The organism is Amycolatopsis sp. NPDC104775, assembly GCF_055583325.1.
The window spans coordinates 694,453-715,137 of record NZ_JBVJOE010000004.1 but is presented as its reverse complement, the minus strand read 5'-3'; the positions used below and the strand labels follow the sequence as shown (position 1 = coordinate 715,137).

Genomic DNA, 20,685 nt, shown 5'->3' with positions numbered 1-20,685 from the left:
GCGTCACCGCCAGGGCTGAACGAACTGTAGACAACGGGGCACCGAATGGCCCGACGCCGTTCGCAGGAATTTCCCTGGGAGGGATCGTGTCCCGTTCAGCTCGAAGAATCCTTGCCATGGCCGGTTTCGCGGCCTTGGCCTTGACCGCCCCGGCGCTGCCCGCCGTGGCCGCGCCCGCGCCCGCCGCGGCGCATCCGACCGCCCGCGTCTGCGCCGAGCAGGCGAAGCCGGGCATGGTCACGTGTTTCGCCGAACGCCAGACCGACACCATGCGCGCGCTGCTCTCCCCCGGCGCGCTGCCCAGCGGGTTCGGCCCCTCGGATCTGCGCTCCGCCTACAACCTCACCGCCGCGGGCAGCGCCTCGGCCACGGTGGCCATCGTCGACTCCAACGACGACCCGAACGCCGAATCGGACCTCGCGAGCTATCGCTCCACCTACGGGCTCCCGCCCTGCACCACCGCGAACGGCTGTTTCAAAAAGGTGAACGAAAACGGGCAGACCAGCCCGCTTCCGTCCGCCGATTCCGGCTGGGCGGGCGAAATCTCGCTCGACGTCGACATGGTTTCGGCGATCTGCCCGAATTGCCACATCCTGCTCGTCGAAGCGAACCAGCCGAGCATGGCCGATCTCGGCACCGCGGTGAACACCGCCGTGTCGATGGGCGCGAAGTACGTGTCCAACAGCTACGGCGGCGGCGAAGACGGCTCCGAACCCTCCTCCGACTCCAGCTACTTCCACCACCCGGGCGTCGCGATCACCGCGAGCACCGGCGACAGCGGCTACGGCATCAGCTACCCGGCCTCGTCGCAGTACGTGACCGCGGTCGGCGGCACCTCGCTGTCCCGCAACAGCAGCGCGCGCGGCTGGGGCGAAACCGCGTGGAGCGGCGCGGGCAGCGGCTGCTCGGGCTACGTGGCCAAGCCCGCGTTCCAGAACGTGACGACCGGCTGCGGCAAGCGCGCGGTCGCCGACGTCTCGGCCGTGGCCGACCCGCAGACCGGCGTCGCGGTGTACCAGACCTACGGCGGCAGCGGCTGGGCCGTGTACGGCGGCACCAGCGCGTCCGCCCCGATCATCGCGTCGGTGTACGCCCTCGCCGGCACCCCCGGCTCCTCCGACACCCCCGCGGCGTACCCGTACTCGCACACCGGCAACCTCAACGACGTGACCTCCGGCAGCAACGGCAGCTGCTCGTCCTCGGTGCAGTGCAACGCCGGCCCGGGCTGGGACGGCCCGACCGGTCTCGGCACCCCGAACGGCACCGCGGCGTTCACCGCGGGCACGCCCAGCGGCGGCGTCACGGCGGCGAACCCGGGCAACCAGAACGGCGTCGTCGGCACCGCGGCGAGCCTGCAGCTGTCCGCGTCCGGCGGCAGCGGCGGCTACACCTGGACCGCCACCGGCCTGCCCGCCGGACTGTCGATCAGCTCCGGCGGCCTGATCTCCGGCACGCCGACCACCGCGGGCACGTACTCGGTGACCGCGACCGCCAAGGACTCGTCCGGCGCCACCGGTTCCACCACGTTCAGCTGGACGATCGCCCCGACCGGCGGCGGCTCCTGCACCGGGCAGAAACTGGGCAACCCCGGTTTCGAGAACGGCACCAGCCCGTGGACCGCGTCCAGCGGCGTGATCAGCACGTCGTCCAACGGCGAGGCCCCGCACAGCGGCACCTACCTCGCCTACCTCAACGGCTACGGCAGCTCGCACACCGACACCGTCTCGCAGTCGGTGACCATCCCCTCCGGCTGCCACGCCACGCTGAGCTACTACCTGCACATCGACACCGCCGAGACGACCACCTCGACGGCTTACGACAAGCTGACCGTCAAGGCTGGTTCGACCACGCTCGCCTCGTACTCGAACCTGAACCAGGCGAACGGATACCAGCTGCGCACCGTTGACATGTCGGCGTTCGCCGGGCAGACGGTGACGCTGACCTTCACCGGAACGGAAGACTCGAGCCTGCAGACGTCGTTCTGCCTCGACGACACCTCGCTGACCGTGAGCTGAATCCGGCCATTCTGAACACTTGAGTACCGGGGAGAGGCCGTCCCGCGCGCGGGGCGGCCTCTCCTTTTCTTGCTGGGCAAAGGATTCGGCTCAGCCCGGTTCGGCTGCCAACACATCCAGCCTCGGTGGCGCATGCACTGATGGCAAACCGCTTCGCCGTCCCGTGCGACACGATCAACCCCGCCTGGCGCAAGGACAACGCCACCGCGACCGAGACGGACAACTCGCGTGCCAGCCCCGTCGTCGTCCGTCCGGTGATCAGGAACCGGAGCGCCTCCGCGCGAGTGGCACCGAGCAACCCGGAAGCTGGCGAACAAGACTACGATTCCTTGGCGCGCGAGGATTCTCGCGCGCCAAGGCCAGCGGCCGGTCGATCGCGGAGCCCCCGTTCAGTCCGGGTCCGTCGCGGCCGCGCCGATCCTCGTCTGGATCCCGGCGATCCCCGGCAGATATACGCGAACGAGAAGCTGGAGCTGGCGGGTGGCAGTGCGCGACTACTGCGAGCTGATGCTGGCACCGAGCACTGACCTGTCCCCGCGCCGCGGACAGTCCGATGTGGAGTGTCGGCCGCGCCCGATCCTTGGTCGCGGAAGCAGCAATACCCCGCTACGAAATCCGCACCAGCGCAGCGGGCGCACCCGGGATTCGGCTCCGTGATGCCCCTGCCGGACGGATTCGCGGCCGGATCCGGAAAGACCTGCCTACGAACCCCGCCCGGCACTCCAGATCCGTTCGCACCGCGACCGCGGCAAGAACGGCGGGGCCGGAATCCTCCCGCATTAGAGCATTGTTGCTCTGTCCAAAGCGGGCGGAGCAGTTCTAGCGTCGGGTTCGTGCATACCTTCGGGCGAAGGGGCCGGGCCGTGGTGATCGAGCAGGATCTTGCCAAGATCTACACGGCGATCCGGGCTCGCGCGCTGGCCGAGGGCGCTCCGGTGTCGATGCGGCACGTCGCCCAGGTCTGCCGGGACGTGGTGCCGGCGGACGGGGCCGGGGTGCGGCTCAAGGAGCGGTTCGGTCTCGGCGAACCCGCCTACGCGACCGACGCGCGCGCCGAACGCGTGCTCGAACTCCAGATCACCGTGGGAGAAGGCCCCGGGCTGACCGCCCTGCGGCGCAGGTTCGCGGTGCTGTCCTCGGGTTTGGACGAGCCGGGGCGGTTTCGGCAGTGGCCGCTGTTCGCCCCCGCCGCGGTCGAGGAAGGACTGCGCGCGGCCTTCGCGTTCCCGCTGGGCGTCGGGGCCGCGTTGCTGGGGGTGCTGGAGATCTACCGGGAGTCCGGGCGATCCCTGTCCGACGCCGAACTGGACCTGGCGCTCACGATGGTCCAGATCATGACCGAGCATCTGTTCGGCCAGGTGGCCCGCGCGGCCTCGGGCGAGGCCGAGGCGATGGTCGACGAGGGGCTTTACCGCCGCTGGCGCACCGTGCACTACGCGACCGGGGCGGTCGCGGCGCAGCTCGGCTGCCCGGTCGCGGAGGCGTTGCTGCGGTTGCGGGCCTACGCGTTCGCTCACGGCAAGCGGCTGTCCGAAGTGGCCGGCGACGTGGCTTCCGGCGCGCTGCGGCTGCCCTCCGACCACCCGTCGTGGCAGCCCGGCGACGGCGATCGCGACAAGAACGACGCGGACGACCGCGGCGACGAAGGCACCGGTCAGGGCGGCGGAAGCGGGAGGCAGACGGAATGAGCGCGCTGGGCGAGGACGGGGTCGCGATGCTGCTGGAGGCGGTCCGGGCGGTCACCGTCCGCCGGACCGGACTGGATGCGGTGTACCTGCTCACCGACCTGTGCGCGCGGCTGCCCGGCGCGCACGAGGCGATCGTGCTTCTCCCCGACGGCCGCGGCCGCGACGTTCCCCTCGCCGGGACCGACGCGGCGCTGGCCGACGACTTCCTCGAGTTCCGGGCCGACGAGGACCTGCGCGGGACGGAAGACGCCGTCGCCGTCTACGCCGACCTCGCCGGCCAGGACAGCCGGTGGCCGGGGCTGGCGCGGCTCGCGGCCGCGCACGGCATCGCCGCGGTGCACACGGTCCCGATGGAAGCGTTCGGCGCGGTCGTCGGCACCGTTGTGCTGGCCAGCCGCGAGGACCGGACGCTGTCCGCTGGCGAAATAGACACGGTGCGAGGCTGCGCCGGACTCGCCGCCGCGGGCCTGCTGGCCGATGTCGTCGCCGACAGCCTGCCGCCCACTGCCCTGCGGCTGACCCGCTACACCGCGCAGCAGGACCAGATCGCGGTCTGGCAGGCCGCCGGGATGCTCGCCGCCCGCCGGGGCGTGGACCTTCCGGCGGCGGAGGCGATGCTGCGCGCGCACGCCCGGGAGCGGGCCCAGCCGCTCGTGCACAGCGCCGAACACGTGCTGGACGGCCCCGCGGACGAGTTCGCCGATCCGGGCCACGACACCCGCGTCCTGGTGGTGGACCCGGACCGCTTCGCCGTCCGGTGCCTGGCGGACGCGCTGCGCACGGCCGGATTCGACGTCACCGCGGTCGTCTCCGCGAACGGGACGCGCACCTCGCTCCCTCCCCCGGTGGCGATCATCGACCAGACGGCCGCGGGCGCGGAAGAACTGATCCAGGCCCTTTCGCGCGGCCCGGGCACCCAGGTGATCGTGACCTCGCCGGCGGCGGTGCGGCGGCCCTCGCCCGCCGCCGCCCGGGTGCTGCCCAAACCGGTCCACCCGTCCCAGGTGCTGGCGATGGTCCGGCAGCTGCACCCCGCCGCCCAGCGAGCCGCGTGATGAAACAGCGGATGACCAGCGGATGCGAACGGCTCGACGCGATACTGGGCGGCGGGTTGATCGACCCCTCGATCGCCCTGCTGGCGGGAGCTCCCGGGTCCGGCAAGACCGTGCTGGCCCAGCAGTACGCGTTCGCCAACGCCGACCCCGCCCGCCCCGTGGTGTATTTCAGCACCCTCACCGAGCCGCTGACCAAGATCACCCAGTTCCTCGACGGCCTCGCCTTCTGCGCACCGGAGCGGATCGGGACCTCGGTGCTGTTCGAGGACCTCGGCGACGTGGTGACCGCGGGCGGGCTGAACGCCGGGCTCGCCCGGCTCGCCGAGGTCGCGACCCGCACCCGGTGCGGGCTCCTGGTCGTCGACAGCATCAAGGCCCTGCGCTACGCCGCCCCCGACCAGGCCGCCTACACGCGCTTCCTCTACGAACTGGCCGGACGGCTCAGCGCGCTGGCGACCAGCACCCTGTGGCTGGCCGAATACGACCCAGCCGAACTGGCGTCGTCGGCCGAGTTCACCATCGCCGACACCACCATCGCGCTGTCCACCCAGGCCAGCGGCCAGCGCACCAACCGCGCCCTGCAGGTGCTCAAGCTCCGCGGCAGCACGTTCCAGCCCGGCTGGCACACCTACCGCATCTCCGCGAACGGGCTGGACGCCTTCCCCCGGCTCAGCGACCCCGCCGACGGCGGCGGCACGGCCGACCCGGCGGCCGACGTCCGGGCGAGTTCGGGCATCGCCGGCCTCGACACCCTGCTGGGCGGCGGGTTCTGGCCCGGTTCGAGCACCATCGTGGCCGGGCCTCCCGGTTCCGGGAAGACGGTCATCGGCCTGCACTTCGCGTTCCGCGGCGCGGAACTGGGCCAGCGCGCCACGTTCACCACGCTGCAGGAAAACCGGCTCCAGCTCGACCGCGCCATCCGCAGCCTTGGCTGGCAGCCAGGGTCCGACTCCGTCGCGCTGCGCTGCGAATCCCCCAACGACATCTACATCGACCAGTGGTTCTACGACCTGCTGGACTCGCTGACCGCCAGCCGGAGCCGCCGGCTGGTCATCGACAGCCTCACCGACCTCTCCGCGGCGTGCGACGACGACCAGCGGTTCAACGAGTTCCTGCACTCCCTGCTCGGCCGCTGCGCCCAAGTGGGCATCACCACGCTGCTCACCCTGGAAATCCCGGATTTGTACGGGCAGGCGGGCCTGTCCGGCACCGGGATCTCCCACCTTTCCGACAACGTGATCCTGCTGCAATACCAGCGCACCGGGGCGCGCATCGACCGGGCGCTGACCGTGCTGAAGACGCGGGCCAGCACGAATCTGCCCTACACCACCGCGTTCGAGGTCACCGGAAGCGGAATCGTCATGGACCCCGCCGAGGACCGGCCTGGACGCTTTCCCGCACCGCGGCCGACGGATCGCGGCCCGGGCAGCGCATAGCCCGGGCGCACCTGGGTATCCCTTCGGGGAGCCGCATTTTCCCGGCGACGTCAGGAGGACTCCATGCTGGCACTGCTCGGTCTGCTTCTGGTGATCTGGCTGGTCTGCATCGTGCTCGGGGTGGTGATCAAAGGCCTGTTCTGGCTCGTCGTCGTGGGCGCGGTCCTGTTCCTGGCGACCGCCGCGGTCGGCTTCGTGAAGCGGTCGGCACTGGGCCGGGGGCGCTGACCCCGCGCGAACCCGGTCGAAACGCGCCGCGGGCGAGACGATGGCAACACCCATCGCCGCCCGCGGCGGCTTAGGCTGGCGCCATGGCCGACACGACACCCACTCCGCAGGAAGCGTTCGACCTGCTGATGGCAGGCAACCGCCGCTTCGTCACCAGCGCACCGGAGCACCCCAACCAGGACGCTGCCCGCCGCGCCGCGATCGCGCCGAACCAGCACCCGTTCGCGGTGCTGTTCGGCTGCTCCGACTCGCGGCTGGCCGCCGAGATCATCTTCGACCGCGGCCTCGGCGACTTGTTCGTCGTGCGCACCGCGGGCCAGGTCGTCGGCGGCGAGGTCCTCGGCAGCATCGAGTACGGCGTCGACCTGCTGAACTGCCCGCTGGTCGTCGTGCTCGGCCACGATTCGTGCGGTGCGGTCGGCGCGGCCACCGCGGCGCTCGAAGACGGGCTCGCCCCGGTCGGCTACGTCCGCGACGTGGTCGAGAAGGTGACCCCCAGCGTCCTCGCCGCGCGGGCCGCGGGCCGGGTCGAACCGCACGAGATCCTGGCCGAGCACGTCAGGCACACCGTCGACCTGCTGCTGGACCGCTCCCGCGTGCTCGCCGATCGCGTCGCGGACGGCCGGGCCGCGGTGGTGGGGCTGCGCTACCGGCTGGCCGACGGCAGTGCCGAGGTCGTGGCCGCGCACGGAATCGACACTCCCGCGTCGACTCCGGCGGCCTGAGCGGCCGAAGATTCCCCTCCGGCAGGGACCCGGCCAGCGGGTCGCGTCCCTGCCGAACAGGGCCGTCCGCGCCCCCGGACCGGGCTACGCTTCCCGCCATGGAGAAGTGGACCCGGTGGTTCGACCTCGACAACTGTTCCGACGAACTCGCCGAGGACGAACTCTCCTTCCTCACCGCGCTGCAGCAGGCGGCCGCGCGGTGGGACGTCGGCTACGCCGCCAGCTGGGCGATCCGGGACACCGAAGAACACCCCTGCCTGCTCGCCGTGGTCACGATCAGCGATTCCGTCCGGCGCGTGTCCCTAGGGCAATTCGGCGTCCACTACCGGGACCAGCACGCGCAAGGCGATCTGCTGCACGACTGCCTGCACGAACTTCCGGACGAGCCGACGCCGCTCGCCCTCGACGTCCGCGGCACTCCCGAGCACGTGGCCGCCGAATGCGCGGCCTGGTTCGAAACGATTCTGAGCAAGCCCGTCAGCCACCAGCGCTGGCACCACAACGGCAGGCTCTACGCCGAAGCCTGGAAATTCGGCGACGACGGGGACGTGCTGGCCCAGTCCTACCGCCCCGCCGCCGCGCCGCCCAAGAAGCCCAAGAAGCTCAAGCGCTTTTTCCGCAAAGGCCGCGTCGACGACTGGCCACAGGTCAGCGACCTCAAAGAACCGCCCACGCACGAAAACCGCGTGCGCTGACCGCTGGGCAGCGCCTCCCGGCAGGACAAACTGCGAGCGTTTCCTGCCGGGAGGCGCTCCAATGTCCGTCCGTCAGCCCCACACCGGTTCGCTCGCCGGGGCGAGCAGTTCGCTGACGTCGCCGGAGACGTCCTCGCCGGGTGCGCCACGCCGGAACAACCGGCCGGGAGCGCCGCCGCTCGTGGACACGCCCGCCAGTTCCGCCCAGTCGCCGCGCACGCGCAGCCAGGTGCCCTCGCGCAGGCCGAGCACCGGAATGTCGTTGCACTCGTGGAATTCCGCGAGCCGTTTCTCCCTGGTCTCGCCCATGTGCGTGCTGCCCGGGTCGGGGTCGACGTAGTGCGGGTTGAGCTGGAACGGCACCAGTCCCAGCGAGGTGAGGCTGGGCGGCTCCACGATCGGCATGTCGTTGGTGGTGCGCACGGTGGGGCCGGCGATGTTGGTTCCGGCGCTGGCGCCGAGGTAGGGCATCCCCTCGGACACCCGGTCCCGCAACGGTTCCAGCAGCCGCAGCCGGTACAGGTCGGCGAGCAGGCGGAACGTGTTGCCGCCGCCGGTGTACACCGCCGGGGCCGAACGCACCGCGGCGACCGGGTCGGCGGCGGTGTGCAGCCCGCGCACCCGGACCCCGAGCGGCGCGAGCGCGGCGGCGATGCGCTCGGTGTAGCCGTCGTGGTCGGCCAGCGCGAACGGCACGAACACCAGCTCGGTGCGTCCGGCCAGCACCTCGGCCACCGCGTCCAGCGCGTGCTCCAGCGCGCCGTGGCCGTGGTTGGTCGAGTTGGACAGCAGCAGCAGGTCAGTCACGCGATTCTCCTTGGTTCGCCCGCCATTGTTCAGCAAGTCCGCAGCAGCCGGTCCAGGACCCGGACGGAGAACCGCAGCGATTCCAGCGGCACGCGTTCGTCCACGCCGTGGAACAGCCGGTTGTAGGGCAGGTCCGGCGGGACGCGCAGCGCCTTGAACCCGAAGCCGCGGATGCCGAGCGCGGAGAGCGCCTTGTTGTCGGTGCCGCCCGCGTTGCAGTACGGCGTCGGGTGCCCGTCCGGGTCCTCGGCGGTGATCGCCGCGCACATGGCGTCCACCAGCGGACCGTCGAAACCGCTTTCCATCGCGATGTCCCGGTGGATGAACTCGCGGCGCACCGACGGCAGCAGCAGCTCGTCGATCGTGTCCAGCAATTCTTGTTCGCACCCGGGCAGGAACCGGCCGTCGACCGCGGCGGTGGCCCGGCCGGGGATGACGTTCACCTGGTATCCGCCGGAGATCATGGTGGGGTTCGCCGAATTGCGCAGGATCACGTTCACCAGGTCGGCCACCGGGCCCATCCGCGCCAGGCTTCCGTCCACATCGGACGGATCGAACGGCACGCCGAGCAGTTCGGCGGCGCGTTCCAGCAGTGCCCGCACCGGTTCGATCAGCCGGACCGGGAAGCGGTGCCGTCCGATCCGGGCGAGCGATTCGGCGAGATCGGTGACCGCGTTCTCGTCGTTCGGCGAGGACCCGTGCCCGGTGCGGCCGGTGGCGACCAGCCGCAGCCACGCCTGCCCGCGCTGCGCGCATTCGATCGGATACAGCCGGCTGCCGTTGCCGAGGTCGAACGACACCCCGCCGCCCTCGGTGATCGCCTCGCCCACGCCGTCGAACAGGTCCGGGCGGTGCTCGGCCAGCCAGTGCGAGCCGAACTTCCCGCCGCCCTCCTCGTCGGCGAGGAAGCCGAACACCACGTCCCGCGGCGGTTTCTCGCCGGTGCGGCCGAACTGCCGGGCCAGCGCGAGGATCGCCGCGTCGAAATCTTTCATGTCGATCGCGCCTCGGCCCCACAGCATGCCGTCGGCGATCTCGCCGGAGAACGGCGGGACGCTCCACTCGTCGGCGTCCGCGGGCACGACGTCCAGATGCCCGTGCAGGAGCAGCGCGGGCCGCGAAGAGTCCACTCCGGACACTCGGGCGAACACGCTGGCGCGGCCGGGCGCGCTTTCCACGAGCGTCGGTTCCAGCCCGGCGTCGGAAAGTTTTTCCGCGACATACTCCGCTGCGGGCCGCTCGGTCGCGCCCGGATTGGACGTGTCGATCCGGATCAGGTCCTGGCAGAGGCCGACCACCTCGTCCTGCGCGCTGGTCACCGGGACACCTCCTCCAGTTCCGCCGAGCCGACCGGCCGGATCAGCCCGGCCCGGCCCAGCACCGTGTACAGAATCGCCGCGGTGAGCAGGGAATTCAGCGCCGGGATGCCCCAGTGCACGAACTTGCCGACGCAGAACGCCGCCGCCCACACCGCGATCGTGGCGGGCACCCACACCGGCATCGTCGCCGGGACCCGGCCGCTGGCCCGAGTCTCCCGCAGCGGCGTGGACAGTCGGCGCACCAGGAAGTACTCGGCCACGATGATCCCGCCCACCGGCGGGATCGCGACGCCCAGGATCGACAGGAACGCGGTGAAGTGCTGCAGGAAACCGATCGCGGACAGCACCGTCCCGGCGATGCCGATCACCAGGGTGACGACGCCGCGGTGCAGCGGGCGGCCGAACACCGTCCGCACGAAATTCACCACGCCCAGCGACGAGCCGTACAGGTTCCAGTCGTTGATCTTCGCGGTCGCCAGCACCACCACGATCAGCCCGACGAAGCCCGAGGTGGACAGCACGATGTGGGTGACGTCGGAAGTGCCGACCAGGTGCCCGAGCAGCACGCCGGTCATGCCGACGATGTACTCCGACAGCACGATCGACGCCGAGCTCTGCAGCAGGACGTGCCAGCCCTTGCGGTTGAACCGGGTCATGTCCGGGGCGACCACCGCGCCGGTCATGTAGCCGCCGGCGATGATCGTCGCCGCGGCCGGGATGGAGATCGCCGTCGCGGTCGGCGCGGCCGACATCAGCGCGCCCACCGAATGGTCCGACAGCGTGGAGATCACGCTCCACGCCACGAGCCCGAAGAACAGCGGCACCGCGATCTTCGCCAGCCACATCATGTACTTGAAGCCGTAGATCACCAGCAGCGTCAGCACCACGCCGGACACCGCGCACCACAGCCACGGCGGCCCGCCGACCAGCGCGTTCATGCTCTTGCCGAAAATGCCGTTCTGCACGCCGAACCAGCCCACCAGGCTGATCGCGATCACCAGGCTCACCAGCGCGGACCCGTTGCGGCCGAACCCGGTGAACCGGGTCAGCATGGTCATCGTGAGCCCTTCCCGCTGCCCGGCGAGGCCGATCAGGAAGATCACCACCTCCAGGATCACCGCGCCGAGGGTGAAGGCCCAGAACGCGTCGGAGAAGCGCATTCCGACGCCGAGCGTCGCGCCGAGCACGAACTGGGACAGCGAGCCGGACTGCGCGAGCCACTGCAGCAGCATCGACCCGAACCCGTAGCGGGCTTCCCCGGGAACGCGGCGCAGCGAGTAGTCGTCGTTGCCGATCCGTTTTTTGGCCTGCTTCGCGGTTTTCGTCGCGGTGCTCATCCGGCCACCTCCGTGCCCAGCGTTTGCAGGTGCGCCATCGAGCCGTAGCGGGCCAGCAGGTTGGCGAATTCCGCCTCGTCGTGGAACCGCAGAGCGCCCGCGCCGAACTGCTTGGCGACCTCGACCGCGTAGCGCGCGGCGGCCGCGATGTCCGTCTCGTGGCTGGCACCGGTCGCGCAGCCCGCCACCGTCGCCGCCGAGGTGATCGCCAGACCGACCACCGGCGCGTCCGTCGCGGTCGCCGGCTGCAGGATCGAGTTCAGGTGGTAGACGCCGTTGCCGTAGGGCGTGATGTCCTGCGTGGTGATCGGGTAGGTCACCAGCGGCGCGCCGGTCACCGCCTCCAGCAGTTCGCCGAGCCCCTCGGAGACCCGCAGGATGTAGCCGCTGCGCACGGTCGGGGAAAGGGCGAGGCCGCGGTGGTTGATCACCCGGTTGCCCTTGGTGGTGTCGATCGACAGCACAGCCGCCATTTCGTCGGACAGCTCGTAGCTGTTCATCGTGGCGATGTCGACCGGCGAGTTCATGAACGGCACCGGATCGTGCGGCAGGGTGGGCGCGTCCGGGCAGATGTGCGTCCCGATCAGCACGTCGCCGGCCAGTACGTCGCCGCGAGCCCGCATGGACAGCAGCTTGGCGGCGGCGGCGAGCGCCGCGGCGGCGCCGTCCCCGTCGGACACGAACCCGGTCACTTCCGGCCGGGCCCCCACGCCGCCGAGGCGGCCCACCACGCCGAGCGTGGGCGCGTCGCCGCCCGCGGTGCGGCCGCGGCTGCCCGCCACCCGCACCCGGACGAAGTCGGTCTTCCCGGCCTCGCCGGGCACCGTCGTGATCTCCGCGCCGCTGCCGTCCGCGCCGGCGACGGCGTCGAGGTAGGCGACGACCTCTTTCCCGGTCACCGCCGGGTCGTCGAGGATTTCGAGCAGTTCCAGGACGTGTTTGAGCATGTGGTTCCTCTGGAGAAGTCAAGGCCGCCGGGGGATGGGTCCGACCAGATTCCGTCCGGGCGCCCCGGCTTTACAAACATTTCCCGTTATTCGCACAATGGCCGGATGCCGGACCCCGACGACCGCTCCACCCCGCCCGGCCTGCCGCAGACCGCGGACCGCGCGCTGCAGGTCCTGCTCGCGTTCGACCGCGCCCGCCCGGAATGGGGAGTCACCGCGGTCGCCCGCGAGTTCGGGCTGCACACGTCGATCGCCCAACGGCTGCTGGCCGTGCTGGCGCATCGCGGTTTCCTCATCCGCGACGACAGCACCCGGAAGTACCGGATCGGCCCGGCCGCCCTGCACCTGGGCCGGTTGTGGGACCGCGCCGGCGCGCTGGACCTGCTGGTGGTCCCGATCCTGTCCGACCTCGCCGCGCACACCGGGCACGCCGCCCTGCTGTCCCTGCCCGACGGCGCGCACACCCGCTGCGTGCTGGCCGCGGAAGGCGCGGACGGACGGCTGCGCGGCTACTCCCTGGTCGGCGAGCTGTACCCGGCACACGCGGGCGCGACCAGCAAGGCGTACTTCGCGTTCCTGCCCGAAGAGGAACGCGACCGGCTGTTCGCCGGCCGCCCGATGGCGCGCTTCACGCCGGACACGGTCACCGATCTCGCCGTGCTGCGCGAGCAACTGGCCGAGGTCGCTCAGCGGGGTTGGGCGTTCACCACCGGCGAGTACGACACCGGCGTGGCGACCCTCGCGGTGCCGGTGTTCCTGCGTGGCGAGCCGTACGGGAGTTTGTCGGTCGGGTGGTCTGCTGCCCGGTTCCAGCACGATCCGGAGCAGTGGGTGGATTTGCTGCGCCGGGGCGCGGAGTTGATCGAGCTGCGGCTTTCGCGGCCGGTTCCGCGGCGGTGACGATCGTCGTCAGCAGCCCTCGAGGTCGGCGGCGAACTGGTCCAGTGAAGGCAGGGCGAGGATCCGGCGTTGAAACCCGCGCGCGGCCAGCCGGCAGGACGTGCCGTCAACAACCTCGGTGAGCGCGGCGGCCAGCTTGTCCGGAGTCAGTCCCGCGGCGGCCACCTGGAGGCCCACGCCGAGCTCCGCGACGCGGGCGGCGTTCGCGGGCTGGTCGGCGAACAGGGGCACCGCGACCATCGGCACGCCATGGGAAAGCGCTTCCCGGATCCCGCTGAACCCGGCGTGGGTGAGAAAGGCGTCGCACGCGCCGAGCAGCAGGCGTTGCTGCACGAAAGACACGAAGTGCACGTTCGCCGGGCGCGGGCCGGTCCAAGCGGCCGGGTCGTGGCCGAGCGCGACGACCGCGCGGACCGGCAACGCGCCCAGCGCTTCGACCGCGATCGCCAGCAAGCGCGAGTCGGCGGACAACAGGGTGCGCACGTTCGAGCCGAGACTCGTCAGCACGAGCGGTGCTCCCGCGGACAAACCCGCGATCGCCTCGTCGAGCATGTCGCCGGACTGGTCGGGCACGCGGTAGTACCGGTGCTGGGGCGAGCGCAAGCCCTGGGGGTACCACGATTCGGGCAGCAGGCCCGCGATGAGCCTCCCGTAGGCCGGGGTCAGGGAGGTGATCGCGGCGAGGCCGAATTCCGTGCGCACGACGTTGAGGCGTTCGACGAGATCCGGCACCAGCCGCACGATCAGCGGCGCGATGTCGAGCACTGCCAGCCCGGCGCCGAGTATTTCCGCGGCCAGGAAACCGCCGTACTCGTTGGTCTCCCGGATGATCAGGTCCGGTCGCCACGGCTTCGCGACGTCGAGCAGGTTCGCGGTGAAGGCCGCGGTCATCCGTTCGTCGAACAGCGGAACGCTGAGCGGGCCGGACACCTCCGGCCGCCACGCGCTCACTGTCCTCCGCAGCGTCTTCGTCTGGATCTGTTCGGGCGCAAGGACATCCGGCAGTACCAGTACCGGCACGCCCAGTCGTTCGATCTCGGCGGCGACCGCGCCTCCGGTGGCGATCGCGACCTCGTGTCCGGCGCGGCGCAGCGCTTTCGCCGCCGGGACCAGGGCCGGGACGAGATGCGAGCGAATAGGCAGCCCGGTGAACAGCACGCGCATCGAGAAATGCCTCCGGAATCATTCGCTGTCGGGAAAAGCGCTGTGTTCAGGCTGGCACGCTTTTCGGTGAACCGGGCATACCAAAAGTTGGGGGGTGCGGGAAACGTCGTTGCCGGGTGGGAACGAGGCGGCCATGCTTGCCGAATGGACGAGGTGCGCGAGGCTGTCCGGCAGGGCGCTGGCTCAGCCGAGGTGGGCGAGGCGCTGTCCGATGCACTGGCGCCGCTGGTGGCGCACGACGCGCTGCGCGTAGCGGCGACAACCCCGGCTGCCGGGTTCGGACCGGCTGCCTTCAGCTTCTGGCACAAGTTCGATCCCGGCCTCGGATTGGCAATGCTGCACCGTGCGTACGCCTGCGGCAGCGAGCGCACACCATCGGCTCAAGTGCTGGGCGGCGACCTTTACCGCGGGTACGGCGTCGGCAGTGCGCTGACGGTCCGGCTGCAGGACCGCCGCGGCACCTGGGGAACGCTGGAGTTGCTGCGGTCCCACGGCGGCAGGCGGTTCGCCGAAGAGGACGTACGCCGGGCGCTGCGGCTGGGCCCGGCGCTGGCCAGCGTGCTGCGCCAGTACGTCACGGCGGGACCGTTGGCGCCGCGAACGCCGATGCTGGCCCCCGGAGTGTTCATCGTGGGACCGGACCACCGGATGCGAGCGGCCACGCCGCAGGCTCGCGCCTGGTGGGACCACTTGCGCGCCAGTCACCGAACCCCGGACTTCACCGATGCCGCGCACCTGGCCGGGTTGTCGCTGCAGACACGGCTGCACCTCAAACACCCGCTTGCCCACCCGCCGGTGCTGACCGCGCCAGCCGCCTCCCACGGCCGATGGGTCGGCTGCCACGCGGAGCCTCTTGACGACGGCTCCGGAGACGTCGCCGTGGTCATCGAAGCGTGCACCGGCCCGCGACTGGTGCCGTCGTTCTGCGAGTGGTACGGCATCACTCCCCGCGAGCGCCAGGTCGTCCAGCACGTCTGCGAAGGAGCAGCGGCCAAGCAGATAGCTCGCCGCCTCGATCTCTCAGTGCACACCGTCAACGAGCACCTGAGAGCGGTCTTCCGCAAGACCTCGGCCGGAGGGCGGGAAGAACTCGTCGCCGCGCTCACCGGCTGAATTCCTTGTCGCCAAAGAGAAACAGCGCGGAAACGAGGGCAGTTCCGTGACGGAGGAACTCGGAGTGCAGCCACGCCAAGAGCCCGCCGTACTGAACCCCGCGGCACCCCCTCGGCAGACCCTTCGGTGACAGTCCCGCATCCGATTGCCGGAGAAGGGTTGACCCGCCGTCTGTTATCGCTAACATTGCCCTCCACACGCCCGCCGACTTCAGCGAGGAGGTGCGGGGATGCCCGCCGACGGGTCTTCAGCCAAACGCCAGCCAGGGCTTGCCGAAGTGGCGGCGATGGCGGGTGTTTCGCACATGACGGTCTCCCGCGTCGTGAACGACACCGGGCCGGTCCGCGCCGAGACGCGGGCGCGGGTGCTGGCCGCGGTGGACCAGCTGGGGTACCGGCCCAATTCGGCGGCCAGGACGTTGGCGACCGGGCGGTCGAGCGTGCTCGGCGTCGTGGCACTGGAGTCCAATTTGTACGGTCCGGCGAGCACGCTGTACGGGATCGAGCACGCCGCCCGCGAGGAAGGGTACGGCGTCACGATTTCCAGCGTCAGCCGTCCGCGGCGGTCGTCTTTCGCCGAGGCGGTGGACAATCTGCGGCGGCAGGCGGTCGGCGGGATCGTGGTGATCGCGCCGCACGTCGCGGCGGGCGAGGCGTTGCGGCAGGTGGCCGACGACATTCCCATGGTCGCGGTCGGCGGCGGCGAATCGGCTCCGGTGCCGGTGCTTTCGGTCGACCAGTACGACGGGGCGCGCCGGGTGACCGAGCACCTGCTGTCGCTCGGGCACGAAACCGTGTGGCACGTCGCCGGTCCGGAGGACTGGCTGGAATCGCTGGAGCGGGAACGCGGCTGGCGGGAAGCGCTCGAACGGCGCGGCGCGCGGGTGCCGCCGCCGTTGCGCGGGGACTGGAGCCCTCGTTCCGGCTACGACGCGGGCCGCCGGCTGGTCGCCGAGGCACAGCCCGACGCGGTGTTCGTCGCGAACGACCAGATGGCGCTGGGCGTGCTGCGCGCGTTCGCCGAGGCGGGCCTGTCGGTGCCAGGACAGGTGCGCGTGGCCGGTTTCGACGATGTCCCGGAGGCGGCTTATTTCAGCCCGCCGCTGACCACCGTCCGGCAGGACTTCATCGAGGTCGGGCGGCGGACTTTCCGGATGCTGATCGAACGCATGGAAGGCGGCGACCCCGGCGTCCGCCATCTCGTCGCGCCCGATCTGATCGTCCGGGACAGCACCGGACCCCGGTAACCGGCACCGCACAGCCGGGTCCGCGCTCGCGGGCACCTGCTTATGTTAGCGCTAACAGTCGAGCGGCGACCTCGTCGCACGGCACGGAACGCGGAAGGAAATCCCTCCAGTGCCAGCAGATTCCCTCGTCGTCGGCGTCGACTTCGGCACGCTGTCGGGACGCGCGGTGGTGGTCCGGGTGCGCGACGGCGCCGAACTCGGGACCGCCGTGACCAGCTACCGGCACGGGGTCGTCGACGACCGGCTTCCCGCCACGGCCGAGGACCTGCCGCCGGGCTGGGCGCTGCAGGTTCCCTCGGACTACGTGGACGTCCTGCGCACCGCCGTGCCCGCCGCCTTGGCCGAAGCGGGCGCCGACCCGCGGGACGTGATCGGGATCGGCACGGATTTCACGGCCTGCACGATGATCCCGACCACCGAGGACGGCACTCCGCTGTCGGAACTGCCGGAGTTCACCGGCAATCCGCACGCGTACGTGAAGCTGTGGCGGCATCACGCCGCGCAACCGCAGGCCGATCGCATCAACGCCATCGCTCGCGAACTCGGCGAGCCGTGGCTGCCGCGGTACGGCGGGCTGATCTCGTCCGAATGGGAGTTCGCCAAGGCGCTGCAGCTGTTCGAGGAAGCCCCCGAGGTCTACCGCGCCATGCGGCATTGGGTCGAGGCGGCGGACTGGATCGTCTGGCAGCTCACCGGGACCTACGTCCGCAATGCCTGCACCGCCGGGTACAAGGGGATCTATCAGGACGGCCACTATCCAGGCCGGGATTTCCTCCGCGCGCTCGCTCCCGGCTTCGAGTCCTTTGTGGAGGAAAAACTGGACCGTCCGGTCGGGCAGCTGGGCTCGCTCGCCGGGAAGCTCAGCGCCGAGGCCGCGGCCTGGACCGGGCTGCCCGCCGGGATCGCGGTCGCGGTCGGCAACGTCGACGCGCACGTTACCGCGCCAGCCGCGCAGGCGGTCGAGCCAGGCCAGATGGTCGCGATCATGGGCACGTCGACCTGCCACGTGCTGAACGGCGCCGACCTGCGCGAGGTCCCAGGCATGTGCGGAGTCGTCAACGGCGGCATCGTCCCCGGGCTCTGGGGTTACGAGGCGGGGCAGAGCGGAGTGGGCGACATCTTCGGCTGGTTCGTCGACCACTGCGTGCCATCGTCCTATTCGGACACTGCGCGCGCGGAAGGGCTTTCCCTTCACGAATTCCTGACCCGGCTCGCGGCGCGGCAGGAGATCGGCGAGCACGGTCTGGTCGCGCTCGACTGGCACAGCGGCAACCGGTCGGTGCTGGTCGACCACGAGCTGTCCGGGGTGCTCGTCGGGCAGACCTTGCGCACCCGGCCCGAGCACGTCTACCGGGCGCTGCTGGAGGCCACCGCCTTCGGCACCCGCAAGATCATCGAGACTTTCGAGGCCGCCGGGGTTCCGGTCACCGAGCTGATCGTCGCGGGCGGCCTGACGAAGAACCCGTTGCTGATGCGGATCTACACCGATGTCACCGGCCTCCCGCTGTCGGTGATCGGCTCGGCGCAGGGACCCGCTCTCGGCTCGGCGATCCACGCCGCGGTCGCCGCCGGCGCCCACCCCGACGTGCGCGCGGCCGCGGCGGCGATGGGCTCGGTCGAGCGGATGGCCTACCAGCCGGTGCTGGCGAACGTGTCCGCCTACGACGAGTTGTACGCGGAATACACCGCGCTGCACGACTATTTCGGCCGCGGCGGCAACGACGTGCTGCACCGTCTCGCCGCGCGCCGCCGCGAACTGGCCACTGTCGCGAAAGGACAGAACTGATGACGCTGACCGCCCAGGCGCGCGGGACGATCGCGGAGCTGCGGGAATCCGTCGCACGGCTGCACAGCGAGCTGACGCGCAACGAGCTGGTCGTCTGGACCGCGGGCAACGTTTCGGCGCGGGTGCCCGGCGAGGACCTGATGGTGATCAAGCCGTCCGGGGTGTCCTACGACGATCTGACGCCCGACACGATGGTCGTCACCGACCTGTACGGCAAGCTCGTGCACGGAGAACTCGCGCCGTCGTCCGACACAGCCGCGCACGCCTACGTCTACCGGCACCTGCCCGAGGTCGGCGGCGTCGTGCACACGCATTCGACCTACGCCACGGCCTGGGCCGCTCGCGGCGAGCCGATCCCGTGCGTGCTCACGATGATCGCCGACGAGTTCGGCGGCGAGATCCCGGTCGGCCCGTTCGCCCTGATCGGCGACGACTCGATCGGCCGCGGCCTCGTGGAAACCCTTCGCGCGACCCGCTCCCCCGCGGTCCTGATGCGCAACCACGGCCCGTTCACCGTCGGAGCCACCGCCCGCGACGCGGTGAAGGCCGCGGTGATGGTGGAAGACGTCGCCCGCACCGTCCACATCGCACACCAGCTCGGCACGCCCGCCCCGCTGTCCGGAGCCGACGTCGACCGGCTGCACGCCCGGTACCAGAACGTCTACGGGCAGCGCTGAACCCATGACCCAGCAAGGAGAAAAGATGATCTCCGCGACCAAGCCGCAGGTGTGGTTCCTCACCGGCAGCCAGGCGCTCTACGGCGAGGAGACCCTCGACCAGGTCGCCGGGCAGTCGTTGCGGATCCGGCAGCTGCTGTCCGGTTCCGGCGAGCTGCCGTGCGAACTCGTCAGAAAAACGGTGCTGACCGAATCCGCCGGGATCCGGCAGGTGCTCCAGGAAGCCAATGCCGACCCCGCGTGTGTCGGGGTCATCGCGTGGATGCACACTTTCAGCCCCGCGAAGATGTGGATCAGCGGGCTGGACGCGCTGCGCAAACCGTTGCTGCACTTGCACACTCAGCTCGACGCGGCACTGCCGTGGGCCACTCTGGACATGGACTACATGAACCTCAACCAGGCCGCGCACGGCGACCGGGAGTTCGGGTTCGTCCAAACGCGACTCGGGATTCCGCGCAAGACGGTCGCCGGGCATGCGGCCGATCCGGCGGTGGTCGCCCGCATCGACGCCTGGGCGCGGGCGGCGATCGGCGCGGCGCATCTGCGGACCTTGAAACTGGCGCGCTTCGGCGACAACATGCGCGACGTCGCGGTCACCGAAGGCGACAAGGTCGAGGCTGAGCTGCGGTTCGGCGTCTCGGTCAACACTTACGGCGTCACCGAACTCGCCGCGCGGGTGGACGCGGCCTCCGAGGTGGACGTCGACGGCCTAGTCGCGCAGTACGCGGACGAGTACGCGCTCGCTCCGGAACTGGCGCGAGACGGAGAACGGCACGAATCACTGCGGTACGCCGCGCGGATCGAACTCGGCCTGCGATCCTTCCTCTCCGAAGGCGGATTCGGCGCGTTCACCACGAACTTCGAGGATCTCGGCGGGCTGCGGCAGCTGCCGGGGCTCGCGGTGCAACGGCTGATGGCCGACGGCTACGGTTTCGGCGGCGAGGGCGACTGGAAGACGTCCGCGCTGCTGGCCGCGGTGAAAGCGATGGGCCGCGGCTCGGAGCGCGGAACGTCCTTTATGGAGGATTACACCTACCATTTCGGGCCGGGCGAACCGAAAATCCTCGGCGCGCACATGCTCGAGGTGTGCCCCAGCATCGCCGCGGACACGCCGTCGTGCGAAATCCACCCGCTCGGCATCGGCGGTCGCGAGGACCCGGTGCGGCTGGTCTTCGACGCAGCGCCCGGCCGGGGCGCGGTGCTCGGCCTGAGCGATCTCGGCGACCGGTTCCGCCTGGTGGCCAATGAGATCGAAGTCGTACCGCCGGACGAACCGCTGCCCAACCTGCCGGTGGCTCGCGCCGTGTGGAAGCCCGCGCCGTCGCTCGCCACGTCCGCGGAGGCGTGGATCACCGCGGGCGGCCCGCACCACACCGTGCTCACCCAGGCCGTCGGCGTCGAAACCCTGCGGGACTTCGCCCGCATGCTCGACGTCGAACTGCTCGTCATCGACGGCGAAACCACCACGGCGGACTTCGCCGACCGCATCCGCTGGAACCAGGCCTACCACCGGCTCGCCCAGGGTTTCTGAAAGAAGGAGAACGAAC

General features: G+C 70.8%; 18 protein-coding genes. 13 read left to right on the top strand and 5 right to left on the bottom strand.

Translation table 11 applies throughout. The annotated features are described in order from the left end of the window. The first annotated feature begins 116 nt into the window (after positions 1–116). The 7 genes from ACZ63D_RS21935 to ACZ63D_RS21905 all read left to right on the top strand — a co-directional run bounded on the left by ACZ63D_RS21935 (position 117) and on the right by ACZ63D_RS21905 (position 7,842). Entirely contained in the window at positions 117–2,015 is a 1,899-nt protein-coding gene (locus tag ACZ63D_RS21935) for a putative Ig domain-containing protein (RefSeq protein ID WP_465356171.1), read from the top strand. Between the two features lie 863 nt (positions 2,016–2,878). Continuing rightward, entirely contained in the window at positions 2,879–3,703 is an 825-nt protein-coding gene (locus tag ACZ63D_RS21930) for a GAF domain-containing protein (protein WP_465356170.1), read from the top strand. Beyond that, on the top strand, positions 3,700–4,758 hold the full coding sequence (locus tag ACZ63D_RS21925; protein WP_465356169.1) for a hypothetical protein: 1,059 nt from the start codon (positions 3,700–3,702) through the stop codon (positions 4,756–4,758). Before ACZ63D_RS21930 ends, ACZ63D_RS21925 begins: the two co-directional genes overlap by 4 nt. Next, complete coding sequence (locus tag ACZ63D_RS21920; protein WP_465356168.1) at positions 4,758–6,194, top strand: DUF7125 family protein; 1,437 nt, start codon at positions 4,758–4,760, stop codon at positions 6,192–6,194. The genes ACZ63D_RS21925 and ACZ63D_RS21920 overlap by 1 nt, the downstream gene beginning before the upstream one ends. A gap of 63 nt (positions 6,195–6,257) precedes the next feature. Then, positions 6,258–6,422 carry a hypothetical protein gene (locus ACZ63D_RS21915; protein WP_167754393.1) on the top strand — a complete coding sequence of 55 codons (165 nt, stop codon included), beginning with the start codon at positions 6,258–6,260 and terminating at the stop codon, positions 6,420–6,422. Between the two features lie 83 nt (positions 6,423–6,505). Then, positions 6,506–7,147, top strand: coding sequence for a carbonic anhydrase (locus ACZ63D_RS21910; RefSeq protein ID WP_465356167.1), 642 nt, complete (start codon positions 6,506–6,508; stop codon positions 7,145–7,147). A gap of 98 nt (positions 7,148–7,245) precedes the next feature. Further along, positions 7,246–7,842, top strand: a complete 597-nt coding sequence (locus ACZ63D_RS21905; RefSeq protein WP_465356166.1) for a hypothetical protein — start codon at positions 7,246–7,248, stop codon at positions 7,840–7,842. A 72-nt stretch (positions 7,843–7,914) separates the two neighbouring features. Here the strand turns inward: ACZ63D_RS21905 and pepE are convergent, their stop codons facing one another. From pepE to ACZ63D_RS21885, 4 genes are read right to left on the bottom strand one after another with little or no spacing between them, the layout of a single operon-like run. Continuing rightward, complete coding sequence (gene pepE / locus ACZ63D_RS21900) at positions 7,915–8,649, bottom strand: dipeptidase PepE (RefSeq protein ID WP_465356165.1); 735 nt, start codon at positions 8,647–8,649, stop codon at positions 7,915–7,917. Between the two features lie 29 nt (positions 8,650–8,678). Further along, positions 8,679–9,968, bottom strand: a complete 1,290-nt coding sequence (locus ACZ63D_RS21895; protein WP_465356164.1) for a M20/M25/M40 family metallo-hydrolase — start codon at positions 9,966–9,968, stop codon at positions 8,679–8,681. Further along, a complete protein-coding gene (locus tag ACZ63D_RS21890; protein ID WP_465356163.1) occupies positions 9,965–11,305 on the bottom strand; it encodes a cytosine permease in 1,341 nt (446 codons plus the stop codon). Before ACZ63D_RS21890 ends, ACZ63D_RS21895 begins: the two co-directional genes overlap by 4 nt. Further along, a complete protein-coding gene (locus tag ACZ63D_RS21885; RefSeq protein ID WP_465356162.1) occupies positions 11,302–12,252 on the bottom strand; it encodes a DUF1177 domain-containing protein in 951 nt (316 codons plus the stop codon). The genes ACZ63D_RS21890 and ACZ63D_RS21885 overlap by 4 nt, the downstream gene beginning before the upstream one ends. 105 nt (positions 12,253–12,357) lie before the next feature. Between ACZ63D_RS21885 and ACZ63D_RS21880 the strand changes: the two genes are divergently transcribed. Then, entirely contained in the window at positions 12,358–13,152 is a 795-nt protein-coding gene (locus ACZ63D_RS21880; RefSeq protein ID WP_465356161.1) for an IclR family transcriptional regulator, read from the top strand. A 9-nt stretch (positions 13,153–13,161) separates the two neighbouring features. Here the strand turns inward: ACZ63D_RS21880 and ACZ63D_RS21875 are convergent, their stop codons facing one another. Next, positions 13,162–14,316 carry a glycosyltransferase gene (locus ACZ63D_RS21875; RefSeq protein WP_465356160.1) on the bottom strand — a complete coding sequence of 385 codons (1,155 nt, stop codon included), beginning with the start codon at positions 14,314–14,316 and terminating at the stop codon, positions 13,162–13,164. Between the two features lie 144 nt (positions 14,317–14,460). On the opposite strand from ACZ63D_RS21875, the gene ACZ63D_RS21870 reads away from it, so the two are divergent. The 5 genes from ACZ63D_RS21870 to araA all read left to right on the top strand — a co-directional run bounded on the left by ACZ63D_RS21870 (position 14,461) and on the right by araA (position 20,669). Then, on the top strand, positions 14,461–15,429 hold the full coding sequence (locus tag ACZ63D_RS21870) for a LuxR C-terminal-related transcriptional regulator (protein WP_465356159.1): 969 nt from the start codon (positions 14,461–14,463) through the stop codon (positions 15,427–15,429). Positions 15,430–15,658: 229 nt separating this feature from the next. Continuing rightward, entirely contained in the window at positions 15,659–16,675 is a 1,017-nt protein-coding gene (locus ACZ63D_RS21865; RefSeq protein WP_465356158.1) for a LacI family DNA-binding transcriptional regulator, read from the top strand. A 109-nt stretch (positions 16,676–16,784) separates the two neighbouring features. Further along, on the top strand, positions 16,785–18,461 hold the full coding sequence (araB, locus tag ACZ63D_RS21860) for a ribulokinase (RefSeq protein ID WP_465356157.1): 1,677 nt from the start codon (positions 16,785–16,787) through the stop codon (positions 18,459–18,461). Further along, entirely contained in the window at positions 18,461–19,138 is a 678-nt protein-coding gene (locus ACZ63D_RS21855; protein ID WP_465356156.1) for an L-ribulose-5-phosphate 4-epimerase, read from the top strand. The genes araB and ACZ63D_RS21855 overlap by 1 nt, the downstream gene beginning before the upstream one ends. A gap of 25 nt (positions 19,139–19,163) precedes the next feature. Continuing rightward, positions 19,164–20,669 (top strand): L-arabinose isomerase, encoded by a 1,506-nt coding sequence (gene araA / locus ACZ63D_RS21850; protein WP_465356155.1) that lies wholly within the window; start codon positions 19,164–19,166, stop codon positions 20,667–20,669. Positions 20,670–20,685: the final 16 nt, after the last annotated feature.